13 protein-coding genes are annotated in these 24,213 nt (G+C 72.3%); all 13 read left to right on the forward strand.

Translation table 11 applies throughout. The features are described 5' to 3' along the window. Positions 1–275: 275 nt before the first annotated feature. Positions 276–4,334: a phosphoribosylformylglycinamidine synthase gene (gene purL / locus Q7W82_RS06155; RefSeq protein WP_242159747.1), complete on the forward strand. Its 4,059-nt coding sequence runs from the start codon at positions 276–278 to the stop codon at positions 4,332–4,334. A 1,076-nt stretch (positions 4,335–5,410) separates the two neighbouring features. Continuing rightward, a complete protein-coding gene (locus Q7W82_RS06160) occupies positions 5,411–12,409 on the forward strand; it encodes an ESPR-type extended signal peptide-containing protein (protein WP_242159748.1) in 6,999 nt (2,332 codons plus the stop codon). Positions 12,410–12,565: 156 nt separating this feature from the next. Then, positions 12,566–14,461, forward strand: a complete 1,896-nt coding sequence (locus Q7W82_RS06165; protein WP_242159749.1) for a S8 family peptidase — start codon at positions 12,566–12,568, stop codon at positions 14,459–14,461. 280 nt (positions 14,462–14,741) lie between these two features. Continuing rightward, positions 14,742–16,472 (forward strand): type II secretion system ATPase GspE, encoded by a 1,731-nt coding sequence (gene gspE, locus Q7W82_RS06170; RefSeq protein ID WP_242159750.1) that lies wholly within the window; start codon positions 14,742–14,744, stop codon positions 16,470–16,472. 133 nt (positions 16,473–16,605) lie between these two features. Then, positions 16,606–17,820, forward strand: a complete 1,215-nt coding sequence (locus Q7W82_RS06175) for a type II secretion system F family protein (RefSeq protein WP_019798209.1) — start codon at positions 16,606–16,608, stop codon at positions 17,818–17,820. Positions 17,821–18,636: 816 nt separating this feature from the next. Further along, entirely contained in the window at positions 18,637–19,074 is a 438-nt protein-coding gene (gene gspG, locus Q7W82_RS06180) for a type II secretion system major pseudopilin GspG (protein ID WP_026143220.1), read from the forward strand. 78 nt (positions 19,075–19,152) lie between these two features. After that, on the forward strand, positions 19,153–19,602 hold the full coding sequence (locus Q7W82_RS06185) for a GspH/FimT family pseudopilin (RefSeq protein ID WP_242160729.1): 450 nt from the start codon (positions 19,153–19,155) through the stop codon (positions 19,600–19,602). Beyond that, a complete protein-coding gene (locus tag Q7W82_RS06190; RefSeq protein ID WP_242081802.1) occupies positions 19,599–20,015 on the forward strand; it encodes a prepilin-type N-terminal cleavage/methylation domain-containing protein in 417 nt (138 codons plus the stop codon). The genes Q7W82_RS06185 and Q7W82_RS06190 overlap by 4 nt, the downstream gene beginning before the upstream one ends. Then, on the forward strand, positions 20,012–20,665 hold the full coding sequence (locus tag Q7W82_RS06195) for a type II secretion system protein J (RefSeq protein ID WP_242160623.1): 654 nt from the start codon (positions 20,012–20,014) through the stop codon (positions 20,663–20,665). The genes Q7W82_RS06190 and Q7W82_RS06195 overlap by 4 nt, the downstream gene beginning before the upstream one ends. Then, positions 20,662–21,519, forward strand: coding sequence for a type II secretion system protein GspK (locus Q7W82_RS06200; protein WP_242081800.1), 858 nt, complete (start codon positions 20,662–20,664; stop codon positions 21,517–21,519). Before Q7W82_RS06195 ends, Q7W82_RS06200 begins: the two co-directional genes overlap by 4 nt. After that, a complete protein-coding gene (locus Q7W82_RS06205) occupies positions 21,516–22,640 on the forward strand; it encodes a PilN domain-containing protein (protein WP_242160624.1) in 1,125 nt (374 codons plus the stop codon). Before Q7W82_RS06200 ends, Q7W82_RS06205 begins: the two co-directional genes overlap by 4 nt. After that, positions 22,621–23,445: a type II secretion system protein GspM gene (gspM, locus tag Q7W82_RS06210; protein WP_242160625.1), complete on the forward strand. Its 825-nt coding sequence runs from the start codon at positions 22,621–22,623 to the stop codon at positions 23,443–23,445. Before Q7W82_RS06205 ends, gspM begins: the two co-directional genes overlap by 20 nt. Further along, positions 23,435–24,208 carry a type II secretion system protein XpsN gene (xpsN, locus tag Q7W82_RS06215; RefSeq protein ID WP_242160626.1) on the forward strand — a complete coding sequence of 258 codons (774 nt, stop codon included), beginning with the start codon at positions 23,435–23,437 and terminating at the stop codon, positions 24,206–24,208. Before gspM ends, xpsN begins: the two co-directional genes overlap by 11 nt. Positions 24,209–24,213: the final 5 nt, after the last annotated feature.

A 24,213-nucleotide genomic window follows, 5' to 3' on the forward strand; every position in this document is an offset into this window, starting at 1 on the left:
AATGGGCGCGACTGCGCTCGTTTTTCCCCAGGCACGGCGTTTAACGCCGGTGTCTCCCCTTTGGGGCATCGGCGCGGTCTTTGCCGCTGCGTTATCGCGGGCGTCACACCGCATTTTGTGTCCAGAGCGCCATTGCAACGGGCGTCCAACCACCGGTACGTCCGCTTGCGCCGACCCCGCTCGGCGGCCGGCTGTGCCGATTCCCCATTCCCGAATCCCCATTCCCAGCTCTCCGCTACAATAGCCAGCCCGTTTCCTCACACGGTTCCCCGGACATGATCGTCCTCGAGGGCGCTTCCGCCCTTTCGCCGTTCCGTCGCGCTCGGCTCGAAACCCGCCTGCAGTCCCTGGTTCCCGGCGTGCGCATCGCCGGCGCCTGGCACGTCTACTTCATCGACGGCGAGAACGCCGCATCGCTGGACCTGGTCGCGGCGCGGCGCATCCTGCAGGCGCAGGACGCGCCGGCGCCGGCCGACGCGGGCACCTGCTCGCGCTACGTGGTGCCGCGGCTGGGCACGCGCTCGCCGTGGTCGAGCAAAGCCACCGAACTGGTGCGCGGCGCCGGGTTGGCGATCCGCCGGGTCGAGCGCGGCACCCGCCTGGACCTGGCCGGCTGGCCAGCGGCGGCGGCGGCCGACCAGGCTGCGCTGGCCAGGCTGCTGCACGATCCGATGACCCAGTCGCTGCTGGACAGCGCCGCGCAGGCGCAGGCGCTGTTCCAGGCGCCGGTGCGGGGCGAGGTCGAGCGCATCCCGCTGGACCAGTTGGAAGCGGCCAATGCGCGCCTGGGCCTGGCCCTGGCCCAGGACGAGATCGACTACCTGCGCCAGCGCTTCGGCGAGCTCGGCCGCGATCCGGCCGACGTGGAACTGATGATGTTCGCGCAGGCCAATTCCGAGCACTGCCGGCACAAGATCTTCAACGCCAGTTGGACCATCGACGGCAAGGAGCAGGACCGCTCGCTGTTCCGGATGATCAAGCACACCCACCAGCAGACGCCGCAGCACACGCTCAGCGCGTACAGCGACAACGCGGCGGTGGTGGAAGGGCATCCGGCCGCGCGCTACCGCCCGGATCCGGCCAGCGGCGAGTACCGCAGCGAGGCGGTGACGCCGTCGGCGTTCTGCATCAAGGTCGAGACCCACAACCACCCGACCGCGATCGCGCCGTTCCCGGGCGCCTCCACCGGCGCCGGCGGCGAGATCCGCGACGAGGGCGCCACCGGCCGCGGCGGCAAGCCCAAGGCCGGCCTGACCGGCTTCAGCGTCTCGCACCTGCGCATCCCCAGCCTGCCGCAGCCGTGGGAGGGCGCGCGTCCGCTCAACCCGCGCATGGCCCCGGCGCTGGAAATCATGCTGGACGGCCCGCTCGGCGGCGCCGCGTTCAACAACGAATTCGGCCGGCCCAACCTGCTCGGCTATTTCCGCAGCTTCGAGCTGCCGGAGACGCAGGATCTGACCCGCGCCTACGACAAGCCGATCATGCTGGCCGGCGGCCTGGGTGCGATCGACCGCGTGCAGGTGGAGAAGATCCCGCTGCAGCCCGGCGATGCGGTGATCGTGCTCGGCGGCCCGGCGATGCTGATCGGCCTGGGCGGCGGCGCGGCCAGTTCGGTGGCCTCCGGCGACAGCGCCGAGGACCTGGATTTCGCCAGCGTGCAGCGCGACAACCCGGAGATGGAGCGGCGCGTGCAGGAGGTCATCGACCGCTGCGTGGCGCTGGGCGCGGACAACCCGATCCGCTGGTTCCACGACGTCGGCGCCGGCGGCCTGTCCAATGCCATCCCCGAACTGCTGCACGACTCCGGCGTGGGCGGGATCATCGACCTGGACCGCGTGCCCAGCGACGACCCGTCGCTGTCGCCGATGCAGCTGTGGTGCAACGAATCGCAGGAACGCTACGTGCTCGGCGTGCCGCAGGCGCGCCTGGCCGAATTCGCCGCCCTGTGCGAGCGCGAGCGCTGTCCGTTTGCCGCGGTGGGTGTGGCGACCGCCGAGGAACGGCTCGTCGTGGGCTACGGTGTCCTCGGCGGTGGGAATGGAGAATCGGGAATCGGGAATGGTGAAAAGCAGGCAGACTCCGCTGTTGCCCATTCCCCATTCCCCACTCCCCATTCCCAGCATCCGATCGATTTGCCGATGGACGTGCTCTTCGGCAAGCCGCCGAAGATGCACCGCGACGCCCGCCAGCCGCCCGCACCGCGTTGGCCGGAGCTGGACACCGATGCGCTGGACCTGCGCGAGGCGGGGCTGCGCGTGTTGGCGCATCCGACCGTGGCGGCGAAGAGCTTCCTGGTCACCATCGGCGATCGCAGCGTCGGCGGCCTGACCGCGCGCGAGCAGATGATCGGCCCCTGGCAGCTGCCGCTGGCCGATTGCGCGATCACCCTGGCCGGCTTCGACACCCACGCCGGCGAAGCGATGGCGATCGGCGAGCGCACCCCGCTGGCCCTGCTCGACGCCGCCGCGGCCGCGCGGATGGCGGTGGGCGAAGCGATCACCAACCTGTGCGCGGCGCCGGTGCAGGCGCTGGACCAGGTCAAGCTGTCGGCGAACTGGATGGCCGCGGCCAACCACGACGGCGAGGACGCGCGCCTGTACGCCGCGGTCAAGGCGGTGGGCATGGAACTGTGCCCGCAGCTGGACCTGAGCATCCCGGTGGGCAAGGACTCGCTGTCGATGCAGGCGCAGTGGGGTGTTACGGCCGTGAATCGGGAATCGGGAATCGGGAATGGGGAAAAGCGCGATGCGTCCGCCGCCGATGCCGCCGCTTCTTCGATTCCCGATTCCCCATTCTCCAGTCCCGGCGCCACGCACAAAAGCGTCTCCCCCGTCTCCCTCATCGTCTCCGCGTTCGCGCCCGTCGCCGATGCGCGGGCGCAGCTGACGCCGTTGCTGGCGCGCGAGGCCGAGAGCGAGGTGTGGCTGATCGGGTTGGGCGGCGGCAAGCAGCGCCTGGGCGGTTCGGTGCTGGCGCAGGTGCATGGCGATGGCGCGCTGCCGGCGTTCGGTGGCGCGGTGCCCGACCTGGACGATCCGCAGCGGTTGCGTGCGTTCTTCGAACTGATCCGCGATGCGCGCGAGGCCGGCTTGCTGCTGGCCTATCACGACCGCAGCGACGGCGGCGCGTTCGCCGCGCTGTGCGAGATGGCGTTCGCCTCGCGGCAGGGCCTGGACATCACCCTCGATGCCTGGGGCGACGATCCGTTCCGCAGCCTGTTCAACGAGGAACTGGGCGCGGTGGTGCAGGTCGCCAAGGAAGATCGCGCCGCGTTCGCCGACCTGATCGAGCGCCATGCGCTGACCGAATGCGCGCAGCGCATCGCCCGCCCCAGCACCGCCGCCGCGGTGCGCGTGGGCCTGGGCGGCAAGACCCTGGCCGAATGGCGCTGGGACGAGCTGTTCGATGCCTGGTGGTCGGTCACCCACGCCATGCAGACGCTGCGCGACAACCCCGACAGCGCCGCCGAGGAGCGCGCGTTGGCGCGCGATTTCGCCGCGCCCGGACTGAAGCCGAAGCTGGCCTTCGACCCGGCCGAGGACATCGCTGCGCCGTTCATCGCCAGCGGCCAGCGGCCGAAGGTGGCGATCCTGCGCGAGCAGGGCGTCAACGGCCAGATCGAGATGGCCAATGCGTTCGAGCGCGCCGGTTTCCGCGCCTTCGACGTGCACATGAGCGACCTGATCGCCGGCCGTGTGAACCTGGCCGACTTCGTCGGCCTGGCCGCCTGCGGCGGCTTCAGCTACGGCGACGTGCTCGGCGCCGGCCGCGGCTGGGCCACCTCGATCCTGGAACGGCCGGCGCTGCGCGATGCCTTCGCCGCGTTCTTCGCGCGCAGCGACAGCTTCGCCCTGGGCGTGTGCAACGGCTGCCAGATGCTCAGCCAGCTCAAGGACATCATCCCCGGTGCCGAGCACTGGCCGCGCTTCCTGCGCAACCGCAGCGAGCAGTTCGAGGCGCGTACCAGCCTGCTGGAAGTGGTGGAATCGCCGTCGATCTTCCTGCGCGGCATGGCCGGCTCGCGGATCCCGGTGGCGGTGGCGCACGGCGAAGGCCGCGCCGAATTCGACAGTGCCGTGGACCAGGCCGCCGCGCGCGTGGCACTGCGTTTCGTCGACGGCCATGGCGCCGTCGCCACGCAGTACCCGCTGAACCCGAACGGCTCGCCCGACGGCATCACCGGCCTGACCAGCGACGACGGCCGGGTGACCATCCTGATGCCGCATCCGGAACGCACCCTGCGCTCGCTCAACCTCAGCTGGCATCCGGCCGAGTGGCCGGACGAGGCGCCGTGGCTGCGCATGTTCCGCAACGCACGGGTGTGGGTGGGCTGACCCGCCCCCTGGCGCGCTCGCCGCGATGGCGACGCGCTTGCTCGGTCGGCGCCGACGGTGACGTGTTCTGCGACCTGATCGCGAGCAGACGATGGCGCCCGCCAGGGCGCCGTCGGCAGCGCCCGCTGCCCCGATGTTGGGGCCGGCGCTGCCGGCTGCGTTGATCGAGGGTCTGTGCCGCGCTGCCATCGCTGTGGGATGCAGACTGCAGTGCCGGGATTCGTGGCGTGGCATGCGCCGAATCGCGCGTCGCTGTGTCCCATGTGGGAGGGACTTCAGTCCCGACGCAGGACGGCCTCCAGGCCGGCCGAGCCGACGGTCTGACGGGCCGATGCCGTGATTTTTCCTGTGTGTCGAGTGGGTTTCCTCGGCCATCCCGCCTTCGGATGATCTGATCGCGCCCGGTCGCGGCTGAAGCCGCTCCCACGCAACGTCGCGGTGCGTCGCGCGCTGGCGTCATTGCGTCGGTGTGCTGGATCCGCCGTCGCACCCAGGCGCGCGGCGCGCGCCCACTCGCGGCGCTCTGCACTGTGTCGCCGCAACCCGGCAGCACCCATCCGTCGCCCGGCACCCAGGTCGCTCCGCCATGCGACCGCTCGCCCCATTTCGCGCAATCGGCGCGATCCGCATCCGTCTGGCGCCGTCGCCCGCCCTGCCTTGACGCGCTTTGGCGCCTCTACCAGCTGTTTGCGTCAAGTCCTTGACAGAAAACGAAATCGCCCGACGCGTCGCGTGTCAAGGCTGGCAAGCTTCGTGCCGAAAAATTGGCGCGACCTGGTTGTTTTCATTGATATTTATCGAAAATTTAACGAAACCAGGCTGAATTCGCGGTCTTTGTCACGGCGCGTGGCGCATCAAGTCAAAAACTTGACGTACTTGAGAGGCCGAGTTAACACTCGAGTCAGTTCCGCATTCCACCTCGGTTCATCTACAGCTCCGAGCAGCGACAGGCGTGAGCCTCTCGCGTCCCGGTCGGGACGTGCGGCACCAAAAAACCGACAGGGGGTCGGCCGGCCGGAACGCCGGGCGAGGGTGGCTTTTTGACCGAAACCAGCCGAATTGAGGAGCAGTCGTCGATGAATCGGATTTATCGCAAGGTCTGGAACAACGCACTGGGGATGTGGGTGGTGGCATCGGAACTGGCCAGCGGGGATGCGCGCGGCGCGGTCGTCCGCGATCGCCGTGCCGCACGCGCACACGGCCTGGCCCTGGCCGGCGCGATCGCCCTGGCCTTGGGCGCCGGCGCCGTGGCGCTGCCCACCAGCGCCCAGGCGCAGGCCCTGCAGATCGGCGACAACGCCAGCGCCAGCGGCGACTACGCCACCGCGGTCGGCGCGGAGAGCAACGCCAGCGGCGCGCAGAGCACCGCGACCGGCGCGGCCAGCAATGCCAGCGGCGACGGCAGCGTGGCCAGCGGCACGCTCAGCGAAGCCAGCGGCGTGGAGGCCAGCGCGCTCGGCTACTACAGCACCGCCAGTGGCGATGGCGCGACCGCGCTGGGCGCCGAGAGCATCGCCTCCGGCGTCGCCAGCGCCGCGGTCGGCGTGGCGGCCGACGCGACCGGTGCGTACGCCACCGCGGTCGGCGGCTTCTCCAGCGCCAGCGGCTTCAACAGCACCGCACTGGGCAATAGCGCGGTCGCGCAGGGCCGCAACAGCGTGGCGCTGGGCGCCGACGCGGTGGCCGACCGCGACGACAGCGTCTCGGTCGGCAAGGCCGGCGGCGAACGCCAGATCACCAACGTGGCCGCCGGCACCGAGGCCACCGATGCGGTCAACGTGGCGCAGCTCGACGCGGTCAGGCAGACCGCCGACACCACCGCCAAGTACTTCCAGTCCAGCGGCAGCGATGCCAGCGATGCCGGGGCCTACGTCGAGGGCGCCAACGCGGTGGCCGCCGGCGAAGGCGCCAACGCCATCGGCGATGGTGCCAGCGCGCTGGGCAGCGGCGCCACCACCCTGGGCGGCAATGCCACCGCGGTCGGCAGCAACGCCACGGCCGTCGGCGCCTCGGCGACCGCGGTCGGCGGTGCGCTGTCGATCGTCGACGAGAACGGCGAGGTGCTGCTGGAAGGCACCACCACCGCCGCCGAACAGGGCGCCAGCGCGTTCGGCGCCGGCGCGCAGGCCAATGGCGCGTTCTCCACCGCACTGGGTACCGCGGCGCGCGCCGACGGCACGCAGAGCACCGCCACCGGCTTCTCCGCCGCCGCCACCGGGCTGGCCGCGACCGCCACCGGCGGCTTCAGCCAGGCCGGCGGCGATTTCGCCTCCGCGTTCGGCTACGGCGCCAACGCCAGCGGCGGCGATGCCGTGGCGGTGGGCTTTTCCAGCCTCGCCAGCGGCGTTTCCAGCACCGCCGTCGGCGGCAGCGTGCTCGGCCTGTTCACCACCGAGGCGCAGGGCGAAGGCGGCAGCGCGTTCGGCGCCGGCGCCTGGGCCAACGGCGACTTCTCCACCTCGGTCGGCTGGTTGAGTTCGGCCGACGGCGCGTCCAGCGCCGCGTTCGGTGCCGCGTCCTGGGCGCAGGCCGACGACTCCACCGCGCTGGGCTATGGCGCCAAGGCCGCGGCCAGCGGCAGCGTCGCGCTCGGCCAGGGATCGGTCGCCGATCGCGCCGACACCGTCTCGGTGGGCAGCGCCGGCAAGGAGCGGCAGATCGCCAACGTCGCCGCCGGCACCGAGGGCACCGATGCGGTCAACGTGACGCAACTGGATGAGGTGAAGCAGGCCGCGGCCACCACCGGCAAGTACTTCCAGGCCAGCGGCAGCGCCAACAGCGATGCCGGCGCCTACGTCGAAGGGGACGACGCACTGGCCGCCGGCGAGGCCGCCAATGCCATCGGCAACGGCAGCACTGCGCTCGGCGCGGGTGCCGACGCGCTCAACAGCGGCGCCACCGCGGTGGGTAGCGGCGCGGTCGCGGCCGGGCAGAACAGCGCCGCCTTCGGCACCAACGCGCAGGCCACCGGGCCGGCGGCGGTGGCGGTCGGTGGCGTGGCGGTGGACGCCAATGGCGAGCCGCTGATCACCAAGAGCGGGGTGGCGGTGGATACCGGCGCCACCAGCGCCGGGGTCGGCGGCACCGCGCTGGGCGCCAGCGCCGATGCCGGCGGGTTCGCCGCCTCGGCGGTGGGCGTGGGCGCCTACGCCGGCGGCGCGCAGGCATCGGCCTTCGGTGCGGTGGCCAATGCCACCGGCGACTACGCCACCGCGGTCGGCACGCAGAGCGTGGCCACCGGTACCAGCAGCGTCGCGGTCGGCGGTCCGGCCGACCTGATCCCGGGCCTGGGCCTGTTCGTGCAGACCCAGGCCAGCGGGGCCAATGCCGCCGCGTTCGGCGCCGGCGCGATCGCTTCGGGCGACGAGTCCACCGCCAACGGCAGCATGACCGAGGCCTCCGGCCTGCAGAGCACGGCGCTGGGCTACTTCGCCTACGCGCCGGGCGACTTCGCCAGCGCGGTGGGCGCGCAGGCCTGGGCCAGCGGCGCCAACAGCACCGCGCTCGGCTACTACAGCACCGCGTTTGCGGCCGACAGCGTGGCGCTGGGCGCCAACTCGGTGGCGCGCCGCGCCAACACGGTCTCGGTCGGCGATGCCGGCAGCGAGCGGCAGGTCGTCAACGTCGCCGCGGGCACGCAGTCCACCGATGCGGTCAATCTCGCGCAGCTGGATGCGGTGCGCGCCACCGCCGAAGGCACCTCCAAGTTCTTCGCCCATGGCGGCAGCGGCGCGGTCGGCGCCTATGCCGACGGCGAGGGCGCGCTGGCCGCCGGGGATGCGGCCAATGCCTACGGCGCCGGCGCGGCGGCGTTCGGCAGCGGCGCGGCGGCGATGGGCGATGACGCGGTGGCGCTGGGCAACGGCAGCAGTGCCAGCGGCACCGGCGGCACCGCCATCGGCGGCCGCGGCCAGGCCTACGACCAGTACAACCAGCCGATCGTCGATGCCGACGGCAAGCCGGTGCTGGTCGGCGCCAATGCCGGCGAGAACGCCACCGCGCTCGGCGCGGGCGCGCAGGCCACCGGCAGCGTCGCCACCGCCACCGGCTACGGTGCGCAGGCCACCGGCGACCACAGCACCGCCGGCGGCTACAAGGCGCGTGCCACCGGCAACTACAGCCTGGCGCAGGGCGACAATGCCTGGGCCAGCGGCGAGGACGCCAGTGCGGTCGGCGCCTACGCCTGGGCCACGGCCGATGGCGCCTCGGCGTTCGGCACCTCGGCCTGGGCCACCGGCACCAATGCTTCGGCGTTCGGCACCGGGGCGTGGGCCAGCGGCAGCGGCGCCACCTCGATCGGCTTCAACAGCTGGGCGCCGGGGCTGAGCGCCACCGCGGTCGGCCGTGGCGCCTTCGGCTACGGCAACTACAGCGTGGCGCTGGGCTTCCAGGCGCTGGGCAACCAGGTCAATACCATCGCCATCGGCACCAACACCGTGGCCGACGCGGAAAGCGCGATCAGCCTCGGCGCCGGCAGCGAAGCCACCGCCGCGAACGCGGTGGCGCTGGGCGCCGGCGCGGTCGCCGACCGCGCCTACAGCGTGTCGGTGGGCAGTGCCGGCCAGGAGCGGCAGATCACCAACGTCGCTGCCGGCACCGAGGCCACCGATGCGGTCAACGTCGCCCAGCTGGACGCGGTGAAGCAGGCGGCGGCGACCACCAGCAAGTACTTCCAGGCCAGCGGCAGCGCCGACAGCGATGCCGGCGCACTGGTCGACGGCGACAATGCGCTGGCCGCCGGCGAGGCGGCCAACGCCACCGCCGACGGCGCCACCGCACTCGGCGGCGGCGCCAATGCGGTGGCCGCCGGGGCGACCGCGATCGGCTTCAACGCCGTCTCCAGCGGCGTCGATGCGATCGCGCTGGGCAATGCCAGCCAGGCGGCGGGCGAGAACAGCATCGCCATCGGCAGCAATGCCCAGGCCAGTGAGATCGGCGCCACCGCCAGCGGTGCCGGCGCGCAGGCCAGCGGCACCTATTCCACCGCCACCGGCAACGAAGCGGTGGCCTCGGACAACCAGGCCACGGCCACCGGCTTCCGCAGCGCCGCCTCGGGCACCGGCGCCACCGCGCTGGGCGGCTACAGCGAGGCGACCGGCTACCTGTCCTCGGCACTGGGCTATGGCGCGCTGGCCTCCGGCAGCTACGGCACCGCGGTCGGCGTGTCCTCCACCGCCTCCGGCAGCGGCAGCGTCGCGGTGGGCGAGTACAGCGTGGCCTCCGGCGAGGAAAGCGTGGCGGTCGGCGGCACCTCGTTCTTCGGCCTGATCCCGGCCGAGGCCTCGGGCGCCAACAGCGCCGCGTTCGGTGCGGGTGCCGGCGCCACCGCCGACTTCAGCAGCGCGCTCGGCAGCCTCAGCTATGCCAGCGCCGACAGCGCCAGTGCGTTCGGCTACGGCGCGTATGCGTCCGGCGTCAACAGCGTGGCCCTGGGTGCCAACTCCGAGGCGGCGCGCGACAACACCGTCTCGGTGGGCAGCGCCGGCAAGGAGCGGCAGATCACCAGCGTCGCCGCCGGGACCGAGGCCACCGACGCGGTCAACGTCGCCCAGCTGGAGGCGGTGAAGCAGTCCGCCGATGCCACCGGCAAGCAGTTCAAGGCCAGCGGCGGCAGCGATCCGGCCGACGATGTCGGCAGCTACGTGGAAGGCACCTACGCCACCGCCGCCGGCGAGGCCAGCAACGCCTACGGCACCGGTGCCTCGGCGTTCGGCAGCGGCGCGCTGGCCGGCGCCCGCTATGCCACCGCGTCCGGCTACAACGCCACCGCCACCGGCGAATCCAGCACCGCGATCGGCGGCTCGCTGTACTACACCGATGCGAACGGCAATGTGCTGCTCGACAGCACCACCACCGCCAGCGCCGCCGGCGCCACCGCGCTGGGCGCGGGTGCGCAGGCCAGCGGCACGTTCAGCAGCGCCAGCGGTGCCGGCGCCATCGCCAGCGGGCTGCAGGCCACCGCCGACGGCTACAAGGCCACCGCCGGCAGCGACTACAGCACCGCGGTCGGTGCCTTCAGTACCGCCAGCGGCACCCGCACCAGCGCGTTCGGCTACGGCGCGGCGGCGGCGGGCAACTACGCCTCGGCGCTGGGCTGGGGCAGCACCGCGTCCGGCGCGTATGCCGCGGCGCTGGGCTACAGCGCCCGCGCCACCGGCGAGGACGCGACCGCGCTCGGCGCCTCGGCCTGGGCCACCGCGGCGCAGACCACCTCGGTCGGCCAGTTCGCCTGGGCCACCGCGCAGGGCGGCACCGCGATCGGCCAGAACGCCTTCGCCTACGGCGGCACCAATGCCACGGCGCTGGGCATCAACGCCTCGGCCAGCGGCGCCGGCAGCGTCGCCTTGGGCTCTGGCGCGCGCACCAGCGAAGCCAACGTGGTGTCGGTGGGCGGCGGCAACGGCGTCAGCGCGCCGGCCACGCGCCGCATCACCAACGTCGGCGCGGCGGTCAACGCCACCGATGCGGTGAACAAGGCGCAGCTGGACGCGGTGGCCACCGCCGCCGGCGACACCAGCGCGCGCTTCCAGAGTTCCGGCACCGCGGTGGCCAGCGCCAGCGGCGTGGACAGCACTGCGGCCGGTGCCGGCGCCACCGCCAGCGGCCTGCGCAGTTCCGCGCTGGGCGTGGGTGCCGTCGCCGCCGGCGCCGGGGCCACCGCCAGCGGTGCCGGCAGCTCGGCGACCGGTGCGCGCAGCACCGCGATCGGCCTGCAGACCAATGCGATCGGCGAGAACGGCGTGGCGATGGGCTACAACAGCTTCGTCCGCAACAGCGGCAGCAACGGCGTCGCGCTCGGCGCCAATGCCGGCGTCTCCGCGGACAACGCGGTCGCGCTCGGTGCCGGCTCGCGGGTGTACGAGGCCGACACCGTGTCGCTGGGCAGCGGCAACGGCCGCGGCGGCCCGGCCACCCGGCGCATCGTCAACCTGACCGCCGGCAGCGTCGCCGCCGGCAGCACCGAGGCGATCAACGGCGGCCAGCTGTATCAGTCGCTGAGCAACATGGCGACGTTCCTGGGCGGCGGCGCCGGGCTCGGCGCGCAAGGGGTGTTCGTGGCGCCGACCTACGTGATCCAGGGCGCTAGCTACAACAACGTCGGCGCGGCGCTGGCGGCGCTGGACGGCAAGGTCAGCGAACTGGATGCGCGCAGCGGCGGCAGCGCCACCGCGGCACGCAGCGCGCGCATGGTCGGCACCAGTGCGGTGGCGGCGCAGGCTACCGAAGCGGCGCCGGCGGCGTCGGCCGCGACCGCTGCAACCGCGGCGGCAGCGACGCCGGTGTCCGGCAGCATCGACACCGCGCAGGTCGGCGAAAGCACGGCGGTGGCCTCCAGCGCCACCGCAGTCGGCACCGCCGCACGCGCCAACGACGTCACCGGCACCGCGATCGGCGGCAGCGCCTATGCGCACGGCCCCAACGACACCGCGATCGGCAGCAACGCCAAGGTCAACGCCGACGGCAGCACCGCGGTGGGCGCCAACAGCCACATCGCGGCGGTGGCGACCAACGCGGTGGCGATGGGCGAGGGCGCCAGCGTCAGCGCGGCCTCGGGCACCGCCCTCGGCCAGGGCGCCAGCGCCACGGCGCAGGGCGCGGTCGCACTGGGGCAGGGTTCGGTGGCCGATCGCGCGCAGACGGTCTCGATCGGCAGCGCCGGCAACGAGCGCCAGCTTGCCAACGTTGCCGCCGGCACCCAGGCCACCGATGCGGTCAACAAGAGCCAGCTCGACAACGGTGTGGCCACGGCCAAGTCGTACACCGATGCGCGCTTCGGCACGATGGCCGACAGCTTCGAGGTGCTGCGCGGCGACGTCGATGCGCGGTTGCGCGACCAGGACCGTCGCATCGACCGCCAGGGCGCGATGAGTGCGGCCATGCTCAACATGGCCACCAGCGCCGCCGGCATCCGCACCCAGAACCGGGTCGGCGCCGGCATCGGCTTCCAGAACGGCAAATCGGCGCTGTCGGTGGGCTACCAGCGCGCCTTCAGCGACCGCGCCACGGTGACCATCGGTGGTGCCTTCAGCAGCGACGACAGCTCCATCGGCATCGGTGCCGGTTTCGGCTGGTGATCCATCGCGGACGGCGGCGCGTGCCGCCGTCCGCCACGCAATGGCCTGAGGGGGCAGACCACAGGACCTTGGCTGGGCCGGCCAACGGATTCGAAAAAGGGAGTTTTACGGCCGCAACTGTCGCCTGATCCACGAAACTTTGAAGAGGACGTCAACGTGATCGACAAGCAAAACCTTCGTATCAATGCCATCGCCGCCGCCATGCTGGCGATGTCGCTGGGAGCCTCGAGCGCGATCGCGGCCGGCGCTTCTGCGCCGCTGCCGGTCAAGGAACCGGGCAGGTCCGCGCCGGCCGATGCGGTGACCTCCAACCGCATCCTGGTGCGCTACAACGCCGGCACCGCCGCGGCCAGCGACCGCAGCGCCAAGCTGTCGGCGGTGCAGTCGGCGGTGGGCCGCGCCAGCCTCGGCGGCGGCAACGGCATCTCGCGCGCGGCCGCGGCCAGCGTGCGCGCCGAGTACGTGCGCACCCTGGGCATCGGCGCGGACCTGATCCGCCTGACCGGCAAGCTGAGCAAGGCCGACCTGGACAAGGTGGTGGCCGAGATCGCCGCCGACCCGGCGGTGAAGTACGCGCAGGTCGACGCCAAGCTGCGGCCGGTCGAGGTGTTGCGCGCCAAGGCGCAGGTGCAGCCGCAGTTCGTGCCCAACGATCCGCTGTACGCGCAGTACCAGTGGCACTACAGCAACGCCACCGGCGGCATCAACGCGCCGGCCGCGTGGGACGTGTCCAAGGGCGACGGCGTGGTGGTGGCGGTGCTCGATACCGGCATCCTGCCGAACCATCCGGACGTGGCGGTGAACCTGCTGCAGGGCTACGACTTCATTTCCGACGCGGCGACCTCGCGGCGTCCGACGGACGCCCGCGTGCCGGGCGCGCTGGACTACGGCGACTGGGTCGAGAACGACAACGAGTGCTACGCCGGTTCCGTCGCCGACGACAGTTCCTGGCACGGCAGCCACGTCGCCGGCACCGTCGCCGAAGCGACCAACAACGGCATCGGCATGGCCGGCGTGGCGCCCAACGCCACCGTGCTGCCGGTGCGCGTGCTCGGCAAGTGCGGCGGCTACACCTCCGACATCGCCGACGCCATCATCTGGGCCTCGGGCGGCACCGTGTCCGGCGTGCCGGCCAACCAGAACCCGGCCGAGATCATCAACATGAGCCTGGGCGGCGGCGGCGCCTGCGACAGCGTCACCCAGGACGCGATCAACGGCGCGGTGTCGCGCGGCACCACGGTGGTGGTGGCCGCCGGCAACAACACCGCCAACGCCGCCAACTTCAGCCCGGCCAGCTGCGACAACGTGATCGCGGTCGGCGCCACCCGCATCACCGGCGGCATCACCTACTACTCCAACTATGGCGCCAAGGTGGACCTGTCCGGTCCCGGCGGCGGCGGCAGCGTCGACGGCAACCCGGGCGGCTACATCTGGCAGAACGGCTACAGCGGTGCGACCACGCCGACCTCCGGCAACTACACCTACATGGGCCTGGGTGGCACCTCGATGGCCTCGCCGCACGTGGCCGCGGTGGCGGCGCTGGTGCAGAGCGCCCTGATCGCTGCGGGCAAGGCACCGTTGACCCCGGCGGCGCTGGAGACCCTGCTCAAGCAGACCGCGCGTCCGTTCCCGGTGTCGATCCCGTCCAGCACCCCGATCGGCACCGGTATCGTCGATGCCAAGGCCGCGCTGGCCAAGGCGCTGGAAGAGCCGTGCGATCCGGCCACCGAGCAGTGCGCGCCGACGGCCACCGCACTGACCAACAAGGTGGCAGTGGCCGGCCTGGCCGGCGCCGCCGGCAACGAGGCGCTGTACAGCTTCGAGGCCAAGGCCGGTGCGGTGCTGAGTTTCCTCACCTACGGCGGCAGCGGCAACGTGTCGTTGTACGTGAGCTTCGGCAAGGAGCCGAGTGCCGGCAACGCCGACGCCAAGTCGACCCGCCCGGGCAACAACGAGACGGTGCGCTTCACCGCGCCGCAGGCCGGCACGTACTACATCAAGCTGGTCGGCGAAAGCAGCTACACCGGCGTCAGCCTGGTCGCGCGCCAGTAAGCGCACGCCGCGCAGGGAGGCGCCATGTCGTCCCAGGAAACCCGGCTCCGGCCGGGTTTCCTGCGTCTGGGGACAGCGCCGTGCCGGCCCGCCGTGCGGCTGGCCAAGGCGCGGCGCGACCGGCGAGCATCGCCTGCGCGGATGTCAGGCCGATGACCGCCGCCGGCCTGCCGGAGCCGGCATCCCTGCCTCCCGGTAGACAGCGACAGGGGAGCGCGCCGGATTCGGCGTCGGGTCATGCCGAACTGCTAAAGTCGCACGGTCATCTGGGAGGGATCGCGTGAATGCGCTCGTGAAGGACACTGCCGTCGCCGTGGAGACGCCCGAAAGCCGCATCATCGCGGCATTGCTGGCCAAGGGCCGGCTCAAGGACGGCGACCTGGCGCGCGCGCGGCAGCTGCAGCGCGAGTCCGGCGGCGGCCTGCTGGCGCTGCTGGCGCGCCTGGGCCTGGTCTCCGAGCGCGACCATGCCGAGCTCAGCGCCGAGGTCCTGGGCCTGCCGCTGCTCGACGCCAAGCAGTTGCCGGCCACCGCGCCGGAGAGCCTGCCCGAGGCGCAACCGCTGTCGCTGCGCTTCCTCAAGCAATTCCATGTGTGCCCGCTGGGCGAACATGGCGGCGTGCTGGAACTGTGGATGGCCGATCCGCACGATGCCTATGCCGCCGACGCGGTGCGCCTGGCCACCGGCCTGCAGGTGCTGCCGCGGGTCGGCCTGCGCTCGGAGATCGACGACCTGATCGAGCGCTGGTTCGGCCAGGGCCGCAGCGCGATGGGCGCGATCGTGGAAACCGCCGACGGCGACAGCGTCGCCGCCGACGACATCGAGCACCTGCGCGACCTGGCTTCCGAGGCGCCGGTGATCCGCCTGGTCAACCTGGTGATCCAGCGCGCGGTGGAACTGCGCGCCTCGGACATCCACATCGAGCCGTTCGAGAGCCGGCTGAAGGTGCGCTACCGCGTCGACGGCGTGCTGATCGACGGCGAGAGCCCGCCGGCCAATTTGACCGCGGCGGTGATCAGCCGCGTCAAGATCATGGCCAAGCTCAACATCGCCGAGCGCCGCCTGCCGCAGGACGGCCGCATCATGCTGCGGGTGCAGGGCAAGGAACTGGACCTGCGCGTGAGCACCGTGCCCACCGCGCACGGCGAGAGCGTGGTGATGCGCCTGCTCGACCGCGAGACCGTGGTGTTCGACTTCCACCGGCTCGGCTTCACCGACGCGTTCCTGCCGCAGTTCCGCAAGGTGCTCGAGCAACCGCACGGCATCCTGCTGGTCACCGGCCCCACCGGCTCGGGCAAGACCACCACGCTGTACACCGCGCTGAGCCAGCTCAACACCGCCGACGTCAAGATCATCACCGTCGAGGATCCGGTCGAATACCAGATCGAAGGCATCAACCAGATCCAGGCCAAGCCGCAGATCGGCCTGGATTTCTCGCATGCGCTGCGCAGCATCGTGCGCCAGGACCCGGACATCATCATGATCGGCGAAATGCGCGACCTGGAGACGGCGCGCATCGCGATCCAGTCCGCGCTGACCGGCCACCTGGTGCTGTCCACCCTGCACACCAACAACGCCGCCGGCGGCATCACCCGCCTGCTCGACATGGGCGTGGAAGACTACCTGCTGACCTCCACCATCAACGGCATCCTCGCCCAGCGCCTGGTGCGGCGGCTGGAGCCCACCCATGCCGAGCGCTATGCGGCCTCGCCGGAGGAGATCGAGAAGTTCGAACTGCGCCGGCTGCAGCCGGAAGGCGAGATCTTCCTGTACCGCCCGCGGCCTTCGGCGATCGCGCCGACCGGCTACGTGGGCCGCACCACCATCATGGAATTCCTGGTGATGAACGACGTGCTGCGGCGTGCGGTGATGCGCCACGCCGGCATGGGCGAGATCGAGCAACTGGCGCGCGAGGCCGGCATGCGCACCATGTACGAGGACGGCCTGGCCAAGGCGCTCAGCGGCCAGACCACGATCGAGGAAGTGCTGCGCGTGACGGAGGAAACCTGATGCGCGCGGCGTGCGCTCCGGTGGTGACGACGTGTCGCTGCGCCATGCGCCGGCGGTCCGCGCTCGGGAACGCACGGACCGCGCACGACGCGCGTTCCCATTCCCGATTCCCCATTCCCCACTCCCAGCCCTGATGCCCCTGTATCGCTACAAGGCCCTGGACTCGCACGGCGAGATCCTGGAAGGGCAGATGGAAGCCGCCAGCGAGGCGGAAGTGGCGCTGCGCCTGCAGGAGCAGGGGCACATGCCGATGCAGGCCAGGCTGGCCGCCGAGGGCGGCGGCACCTCGCTGCGCGGGCTGTTCCGGCCCAAGCCGTTCGACGGCGCGGCGCTGGTGCAGTTCACTCAGCAACTGGCGACCCTGCTCGGCGCCGGTCAGCCGCTGGATCGCGCGCTGTCGATCCTGCTCGAACTGCCCGAGGACGAACGCTCCAAGCGCACCGTCGGCGACATCCGTGATGCGGTGCGCGGCGGCGCGCCGCTGTCCACCGCGCTGGAGCGCCAGCACGGGCTGTTCTCGCGCCTGTACATCAACATGGTGCGCGCCGGTGAGGCCGGTGGCAGCCTGCACGACACCCTGCAACGCCTGGCCGAGTACCTGGAGCGCAGCCGCGAGTTGCGCGGGCGGGTGATCAACGCGCTGATCTACCCGGCGATCCTGGTCAGCGTGGTCGGCTGCGCGCTGCTGTTCCTGCTCGGCTACGTGGTGCCGCAGTTCGCGCAGATGTACGAGAGCCTGGACGTGGCCCTGCCGTGGTTCACCCAGGCGGTGCTGAGCGTGGGCCTGTTCGTGCGCGACTGGTGGATCGTGCTGCTGGTGGTGCCGGGCGTGACCATCCTGGCGGTGGATCGCAAGCGCCGCGATCCCGCCTTCCGTGCCCGCTTCGACGCCTGGCTGCTGCGCCAGCGCTTCGTCGGCGTGCTGATTTCGCGGCTGGAGACCGCGCGCCTGACCCGCACGCTCGGCACCCTGCTGCGCAACGGCGTGCCACTGCTGGCGGCGCTGGGCATCTCCCGCAACGTGCTGTCGAACCTGGCGCTGACCGCCGACGTCGGCGCCGCCGCCGACGACGTCAAGAACGGCCACGGCCTGTCGGCCTCGCTGTCCAAGGGCAAGCGCTTCCCGCGCCTGGCGCTGCAGATGATCCAGGTCGGCGAGGAATCGGGCGCGCTCGACATCATGCTGCTGAAGACCGCCGACACCTTCGAACAGGAGACCGCACAGGCCATCGACCGCCTGCTGGCGGCGATGGTGCCGGCGATCACCTTGGTCCTGGCCTCGGTGGTCGGCCTGGTGATCATCTCCGTCCTCGTCCCCCTCTACGACCTCACCAATGCGATTGGGTGAGGTGCCACGCTTATGCGCCATGGCGCATGTGGCGCCGAACGCCCGGCCAGGGATGGCCGGGCCGGTGGTTCCGGCGCTCGCGATGTCACGCCATGGACGGCTGCGCAGTCATCTGGCGCAGCGGACGAATGAATCACAGGAGGCCATGCGCTTGCGAACCGCAGGTTCGTGCATGGCCGAACGCCCGGCCATGGATAGCCGGGCCGGTCTATCCGGAGCCGGCAATGCGACGCCATGGAGGGCCGCGGCCTCGCCTGACACGCCCGCGAGGTGCGCCATGGCGCATGTGGCGCCGAACGCCCGGCCAAGGATGGCCGGGCCGGTGGTTCCGGCGCTCGCGATGTCACGCCATGGACGGCTGCGCAGTCATCTGGCGCAGCGGACGAATGAATCAAAGGAGGCCATGCGCTTGCGAACCGCAGGTTCGTGCATGGCCGAACGCCCGGCCATGGAGGGCCGGGCCGGTCTATCCGGCGCCGGCAATGCGACGCCATGGAGGGCCGCGGCCTCGCCTGACACGCCCGCGCGGTGCGCCATGGCGCATGTGGCGCCGAACGCCCGGCCTCGGCCGGGCTTCGGGCGACTGCCGCGGACTGTGACGCCACGCCTTCTCGCGCGGGAACCTTCGGCCGCTGCCCCTGTCCCATTGCCAGCGGCGCCGTGCGCGCCGGTCGCGGCCGTGCGTGCGCGCGGCACGGATCCTCCGGCGGCAGGTGTGACGGCGTGCGTGACGCGCCGCTGTACCGCCGGCCGGCCCCGGCTGCCATCGTCACCGTGTTCGGCTACATAGGTCTTCCACCGCAAGGATCCGATGCAATGCGCACTCTCCGCCGCTCCCTCACCCGTTCCCCGTCCGCCGCACGCCAGGCGGGCATGAGCCTGCTGGAAATCATCATCGTCATCGTGCTGATCGGCGCGGTGCTGACCCTGGTCGGCAGCCGCGTGCTCGGCGGCGCCGACCGCGGCAAGGCCAACCTGGCCAAGTCGCAGATCCAGACCCTGGCCGGCAAGGTCGACAACTACCAGCTCGATACCGGCAAGCTGCCGTCCAAGCTCGACGACCTGGTCACCGCGCCGGGCGGCGTCAGCGGCTGGCTCGGCCCGTACGCCAAGCCTGCCGAACTGAACGACCCCTGGGGCCACCCGATCGAGTACAAGGTGCCCGGCGAAGGCCGTCCGTTCGACCTGATCAGCCTGGGCAAGGATGGCCAGCCCGGCGGCAGCAGTTACGACGCCGACATCAAGTACGAGTGATCCGGCGCCGTGATCCGGGCCCCTGCCGGCGCGCTGCGCTTCGGCGCGCCGGCGTGCGTGCCGGCGGCGCGTGCGCGCATGCGCGGCGTGTCGCTGCTGGAGATGCTGCTGGTGGTGGGCCTGATCGCGATCGCCGCGCTGCTGGCGGCCTCGGTGCTGACCGGCGGCATCGACGGCATGCGCCTGCGCTCGGCGGCCAAGGAGATCGCGTCGCAACTGCGCTACACCCGCACCCAGGCGATCGCCAGCGGCCTGCCGCAGCGCTTCCTGATCGATCCGCAGGCGCACCGCTGGCAGGCGCCCAACGGCCGCCACGGCGAGATCCCCCCGTCGCTGACGATCCGCTTCACCGGCGCACGCCAGGCGCAGCGCCGCGACGGCGAGGGCGCGATCCAGTTCTTCGAGGACGGCGCGTCCACCGGCGGCCGCATCGAGCTGCAGGCGCGGCAGGCGCGCTGGCGCATCGACGTGACCTGGCTGACCGGCGAGGTCACGGTGGGGCGTGCGCCGGAGCAGGCGGCGCCATGAACCGTCAGCGCGGCTACACCCTGATCGAGGTGATCGTGGCGTTCGCCTTGCTGGCGCTGGCGCTGACCCTGCTGCTCGGTTCGCTGTCCGGCGCGGCGCGGCAGGTGCAGCGTGCCGACCAGTTGAGCCGCGCCACCCTGTATGCGCAGTCGCTGCTGGCCGCGCAGGGCGTGGAGCAGCCGCTGCAGCCGGGGCGCAGCCAGGGCACCCTGGATCAGGGCCACTACCGCTGGACGCTGGACGTGGCGCCCTATGCGGACCCGCGGCGGCCGCCCGATGCCGCGGTGGTGCCCGGCGCGCCGACCTTGCTGCAACTGACCCTGCAGGTGCGCTGGGGCGATGCACCGGCGCAGGCGCTGCAGTGGAAGACGCTGCGCCTGGTCGCGCCGCAGGCCGCCGGGGTGCCGCAATGACCCGGCATGCGCCGCGCCGCGCCACCGCGCGCGGCTTCACCCTGATCGAAGTGCTGCTGGCCACGGTGTTGCTGGTCGGCGGCCTGACCCTGGCCTTCGCCACGCTGCGCTCGGCGATGGCGATCAGCGGCCGCGGCGAGGCGATCGCCGGGCGCAGCGAACGCATGCGCGCGGTCGAGGGTTTCCTGCGTCGGCGCCTGAGCGGCGCGCAGTCGCTGCCGCTGGACATCGACACGCAGACCCTGCAGCCGGTGCGCTTCGTCGGCGAACCGCAGCGCATGCAGTTCGTGGCCGATCTGCCCGACTACCTCGGCCGCGGCGGCCCCTACCTGCACGACCTGCGGGTCAGCGGCGAGGGCGACCATCGGCAACTGGCGATCGCGCTGGTGCAGGTGCAGGCCGGCAAGCAACTGGCCGAGACGCCGCCGCGCCCGCCCGAGCCGCTGGCGCGCGACCTGCGCGAGGTGCGCTTCCGCTACCGCGGCCTGGACCCGGAGCGCGGCACCATCGGCCCCTGGCAGGAGCGCTGGGAGCGCACCGACACGCTGCCGCTGCTGGTCTCGATCGAGTTGCGCAGCGGCGACGGCACGGCGTGGCCGCCGCTGGTGGTGGCGCTGCGCCAGGCCGGCGGCGCGGAGATGCGGCAATGAGCGCGGCGCGTCGCGACCGCGGCGCCGCGCTGGTGCTGGTGCTGTGGCTGATCGCGCTGCTGACCGCGTTGATCGGCGCGTTCGCGCTGACCGCGCGCACCGAGAACCTGCAGGGCAAGGTGCTGGGCGACGGCGCCGAGGCGCAGGAGCGCGCGCGCGCCGGCCTGGAATACGCGCTGACCCGGCTCGCCGGCACGCCCACGCAGCCGGGCTGGCGTGCCGACGGCCGGCGCTACCGCTGGCAGTACGAAGGCGCCACCGTCGACCTGCGCGTCACCGACGAGAGCGGCAAGGTCGATCTGAACATGGCCGATGCGACGCTGCTGGCGGCGCTGGTGCGCGCGGTCGGCGAGGATCCGCAGCGCGCCGAGCGCATCGCCGCGGCGATCGTGGACTGGCGCGATCCGGACAACCTGACCCAGCCCAACGGCGCCGAGGATCCGGACTATGCCGCCGCCGGCCTGCCCTATGGCGCCAAGGATGCGCCGTTCGAGAGCCTGGCCGAGCTGCAGCTGGTGCTGGGCATGGACCCCGAGCTGTACGCCAAGCTGCTGCCCAACCTGACCCTGTACGGCGGCGTGTCGCGGCCGACACCGGACTTCGCGCCGGGGCCGGTGCTGACCGCGCTCGGCCTGGACGCGCAGCAGGTGCTGGCGCAGCGCGAACGCACCGACCAGACCCAGCTCGGCATGGTCGGCATGGGCGGGGGCGGCACCTACAGCATCGAAAGCCGGGCACGGCTGGGCAATGGCCGCGAGGGCGTGTTGCGCGCGGTGGTGCGCCCAGGCTCGTCGGCGCTGCCGGGCTCCGCCTACACTGTGTTGCGTTGGGAAGAAGGAACGACGGTGCGATGACGGCGTGGCGCGACACGATGGACAAACTTGGCGTACGCATCGCCCCCGGTGCGGGCGGGCTGCTGGCCTGGTGGCAGCGCTCGCTGATGGCGTGGCTGCCGCCGCGCTGGCAACTGCAGCTGGGCTGGTCGCAGGCGCGGCTGCTGCTGTGGCGCGAGGGCGAGCAGCTGATGCTGGCGCGGCAGGTCGAGTCCGAGCTGGGCGCGCCGCTGGCGCTGCCGTGGCCGCTGTTGCCCGCCGAACTGGAGGCGCTGCTGGGGCCGCGCCTGGCGGCGTTGCCGCGGGTCTGGCTGCTGCCGGCCGAGGCGGCGCTGCAACGCCGGCTGCGCCTGCCGGCGGCGGCGGCCGAGCACCTGCGCGAGGTGGTCAAGTTCGAGATCGACCGGCAGACTCCGTTCCAGGCCGACCAGGTGATCTACGACGTGCGCGCCGACGGCCGCCGCGACGACGCCCAGCTCGATGCCGAACTGGTGGTGGCCCCGCGCCGCGTGCTGGACGATCTGCAGGCCAGTGCCGGTGCGCTGCGCCCGACCCTGGCCGGCATCGACGTCGCCGGCAGCGATGGCGCGCCGCTGGGGGTGAACCTGCTGCCGCAGGAACAGCGCCACCGCCGCGCCGACCCGATGCGGCGCTGGAACGCGATCCTCGCCGTCACCGCGCTGCTGGCGCTGTGCGCGGCCGGCTGGCAGTTGCTGGACAACCGCCGCGATGCGCTGGAGCACCTGCGCGCGCAGGTGGACAGCGGCGCGCAGCGCGCGCGCGGGGTCGCCGCGCAGCGCCAGCAACTGGTCGACCTGGTCGAAGGCGCCGCTTTCTTCGAGCAGTTGCGCGCCGAGCGCCCGGCCTCGGTGGAGGTCTGGAACGAACTGAGCAAGCGCCTGCCGGAGGGCACCTATCTGGAGAAGTTCTCGATCGAGGGCAACCAGCTGCAGTTGATCGGCCTCAGCAGCGAAGCCTCGTCGCTGGTCGGGCGCCTGGAAGGCTCGCCGCTGTGGCGCACGCCGTCGCTGACCGGCGTGCTGCAGGCCGACCCGGGCAGCCACCGCGACCGGTTCACCCTCACCGCCGAACTGGCCGGGACCAAGCGCAAGGAGGCCGCCGATGCCGGTGCAGGTCGATAAGCGCGACCGCTGGCTGGCGCTGGGCCTGCTGCTGGCGGCGCTGGCGCTGGGCTACCTGGTGCTGGTGCATCCGTGGTGGACCGTGCCGATGCTCGAGGTCGATACGCAGATCCAGGAACTGCAGCAGCGCGAACTGCGCGTGCGCATGCAGTTGCAGCAGGCGCCGCAGGTGGCGCAACGGCTGCAGCAGGCGCAGCGCGAGCTGGCCACGCGCCCGGGCTTCCTGCGCGAGACCTCGGCCGAGCTGGCCTCGGCCGGCCTGGTACAGCGCCTGGAAAGCGCCGTGGCCACGGCCAGCCCCGGCAACCGCAGCTGCGCGATCAGCAACCGCTCGCCGCTGGCCGCCGACAACCGCAGCGACCGCTTCACCCGCGTCGCGGTGCAGGTGCGCCTGCGCTGCGGCACGCCGGAACTGGCGGCCGTGCTGCATGCGCTGGAGAGCGGCACGCCGGCATTGTTCATCGACAACCTCAACGTGATGGCGCAGCGCTACCAGCTCTCGCCGGGCGAAAGCGGCAACGGCCTGGACGTGGCCTTCGAGCTGGCCGGCTACCTGCGCCCGAACGCGATGCCGGCGCCGCCGGCGGCGTCCGCCACGCCGGACCCGTCGGCAGCGGCGGCACCTGCCGCGGCCACGCCGGTGATGAATGCCGGCGGTTCCGCCGGCGCCGGGCCGAGCGAGCCGGCCACCGCACCAGCGCCGCCGGCCGCGCCCAGCGCGACCAACCTGCCGGGCACGCCTGGCGCCGCGAATGCCGCGCCGGCGGACCTGCCGCAACAGGTGGAGGGACGCCATGCGAATTGAAGCGATGGGCCTGCGCACCGTGTGGCTGGGCACGTTGGCGCTGTGGGGGCTGCTGGTCTGGGCGCTGGGCCTGGGCGGGCTCGGCGAACGCGTGGCGCCGCTGCCCGACGATCCGTCGATGCTGCAGCGGCTGCCGGGCCTGCCCGCGGCCACTGCGCATCGCCTGGGCGATTTCTCGCAGTACGGCGAGATCGCCGCGCGCCCGGTGTTCGCCGAGGATCGCCGCCCGCATCCGTTCTTCCTCAGCGCCGACAACGGCCAGGCCGCCGCCCCCAACGTGCGCCTGACCGGCGTGCTGCTCACCGACCGCTTCAAGATGGCCACGCTGACCACCGAGCAGGGCGAATCGCTGCGCCTGCAGGAAGGCGGCGACGCGGTGCAGGGCTGGCGGCTGCTGTCGCTGGCCCCGCGCCAGGCCACGGTCAGCGGTTCCGGCGGCACCCAGACCCTGGAGTTGAAGGTGTTCGACGGCAAGGGCGGGCAACCCCCGACCGTGCTCGGCCAGGCCGGGCGCGCGGCCGCCGCGCAGGGGCAGATGCCGGGAGCTGCGAGCAACGGCCAGTCCAACCCCAATGCGCCGCGCCCGCCGCCCCAATCCGCCCCCAACCCGGTGCCGAACCAGGCACCAACCCCGAGCGCCCCCCCGCCGTCGTCGCCGGCCCCGTCGTCGGAGCAACTGCAGGCCATCCGCGAGCGGATCGAAGCGCGCCGCCGGCAATTGCAGCAACAGCGCCAGAACAACCCCTCAGGTCAGAACCCTTGAAGAGT

The sequence above is a fragment of the Xanthomonas indica genome (assembly GCF_040529045.1).
In the GTDB taxonomy this organism is placed as follows: Bacteria; Pseudomonadota; Gammaproteobacteria; order Xanthomonadales; family Xanthomonadaceae; genus Xanthomonas_A; species Xanthomonas_A indica.

What these genes read in the sequence shown, in the direction of transcription:
- purL (WP_242159747.1), top strand. Translation starts at nt 276, where the DNA reads ATGATCGTCCTCGAGGGCGCTTCCGCCCTTTCGCCGTTCCGTCGCGCT.
- Q7W82_RS06160 (WP_242159748.1), top strand. Translation starts at nt 5,411, where the DNA reads ATGAATCGGATTTATCGCAAGGTCTGGAACAACGCACTGGGGATGTGG.
- Q7W82_RS06175 (WP_019798209.1), top strand. Translation starts at nt 16,606, where the DNA reads ATGCCCCTGTATCGCTACAAGGCCCTGGACTCGCACGGCGAGATCCTG.
- gspG (WP_026143220.1), top strand. Translation starts at nt 18,637, where the DNA reads ATGCGCACTCTCCGCCGCTCCCTCACCCGTTCCCCGTCCGCCGCACGC.
- Q7W82_RS06185 (WP_242160729.1), top strand. Translation starts at nt 19,153, where the DNA reads ATGCGCGGCGTGTCGCTGCTGGAGATGCTGCTGGTGGTGGGCCTGATC.
- Q7W82_RS06190 (WP_242081802.1), top strand. Translation starts at nt 19,599, where the DNA reads ATGAACCGTCAGCGCGGCTACACCCTGATCGAGGTGATCGTGGCGTTC.
- Q7W82_RS06195 (WP_242160623.1), top strand. Translation starts at nt 20,012, where the DNA reads ATGACCCGGCATGCGCCGCGCCGCGCCACCGCGCGCGGCTTCACCCTG.
- Q7W82_RS06200 (WP_242081800.1), top strand. Translation starts at nt 20,662, where the DNA reads ATGAGCGCGGCGCGTCGCGACCGCGGCGCCGCGCTGGTGCTGGTGCTG.
- Q7W82_RS06205 (WP_242160624.1), top strand. Translation starts at nt 21,516, where the DNA reads ATGACGGCGTGGCGCGACACGATGGACAAACTTGGCGTACGCATCGCC.
- gspM (WP_242160625.1), top strand. Translation starts at nt 22,621, where the DNA reads ATGCCGGTGCAGGTCGATAAGCGCGACCGCTGGCTGGCGCTGGGCCTG.
- xpsN (WP_242160626.1), top strand. Translation starts at nt 23,435, where the DNA reads ATGCGAATTGAAGCGATGGGCCTGCGCACCGTGTGGCTGGGCACGTTG.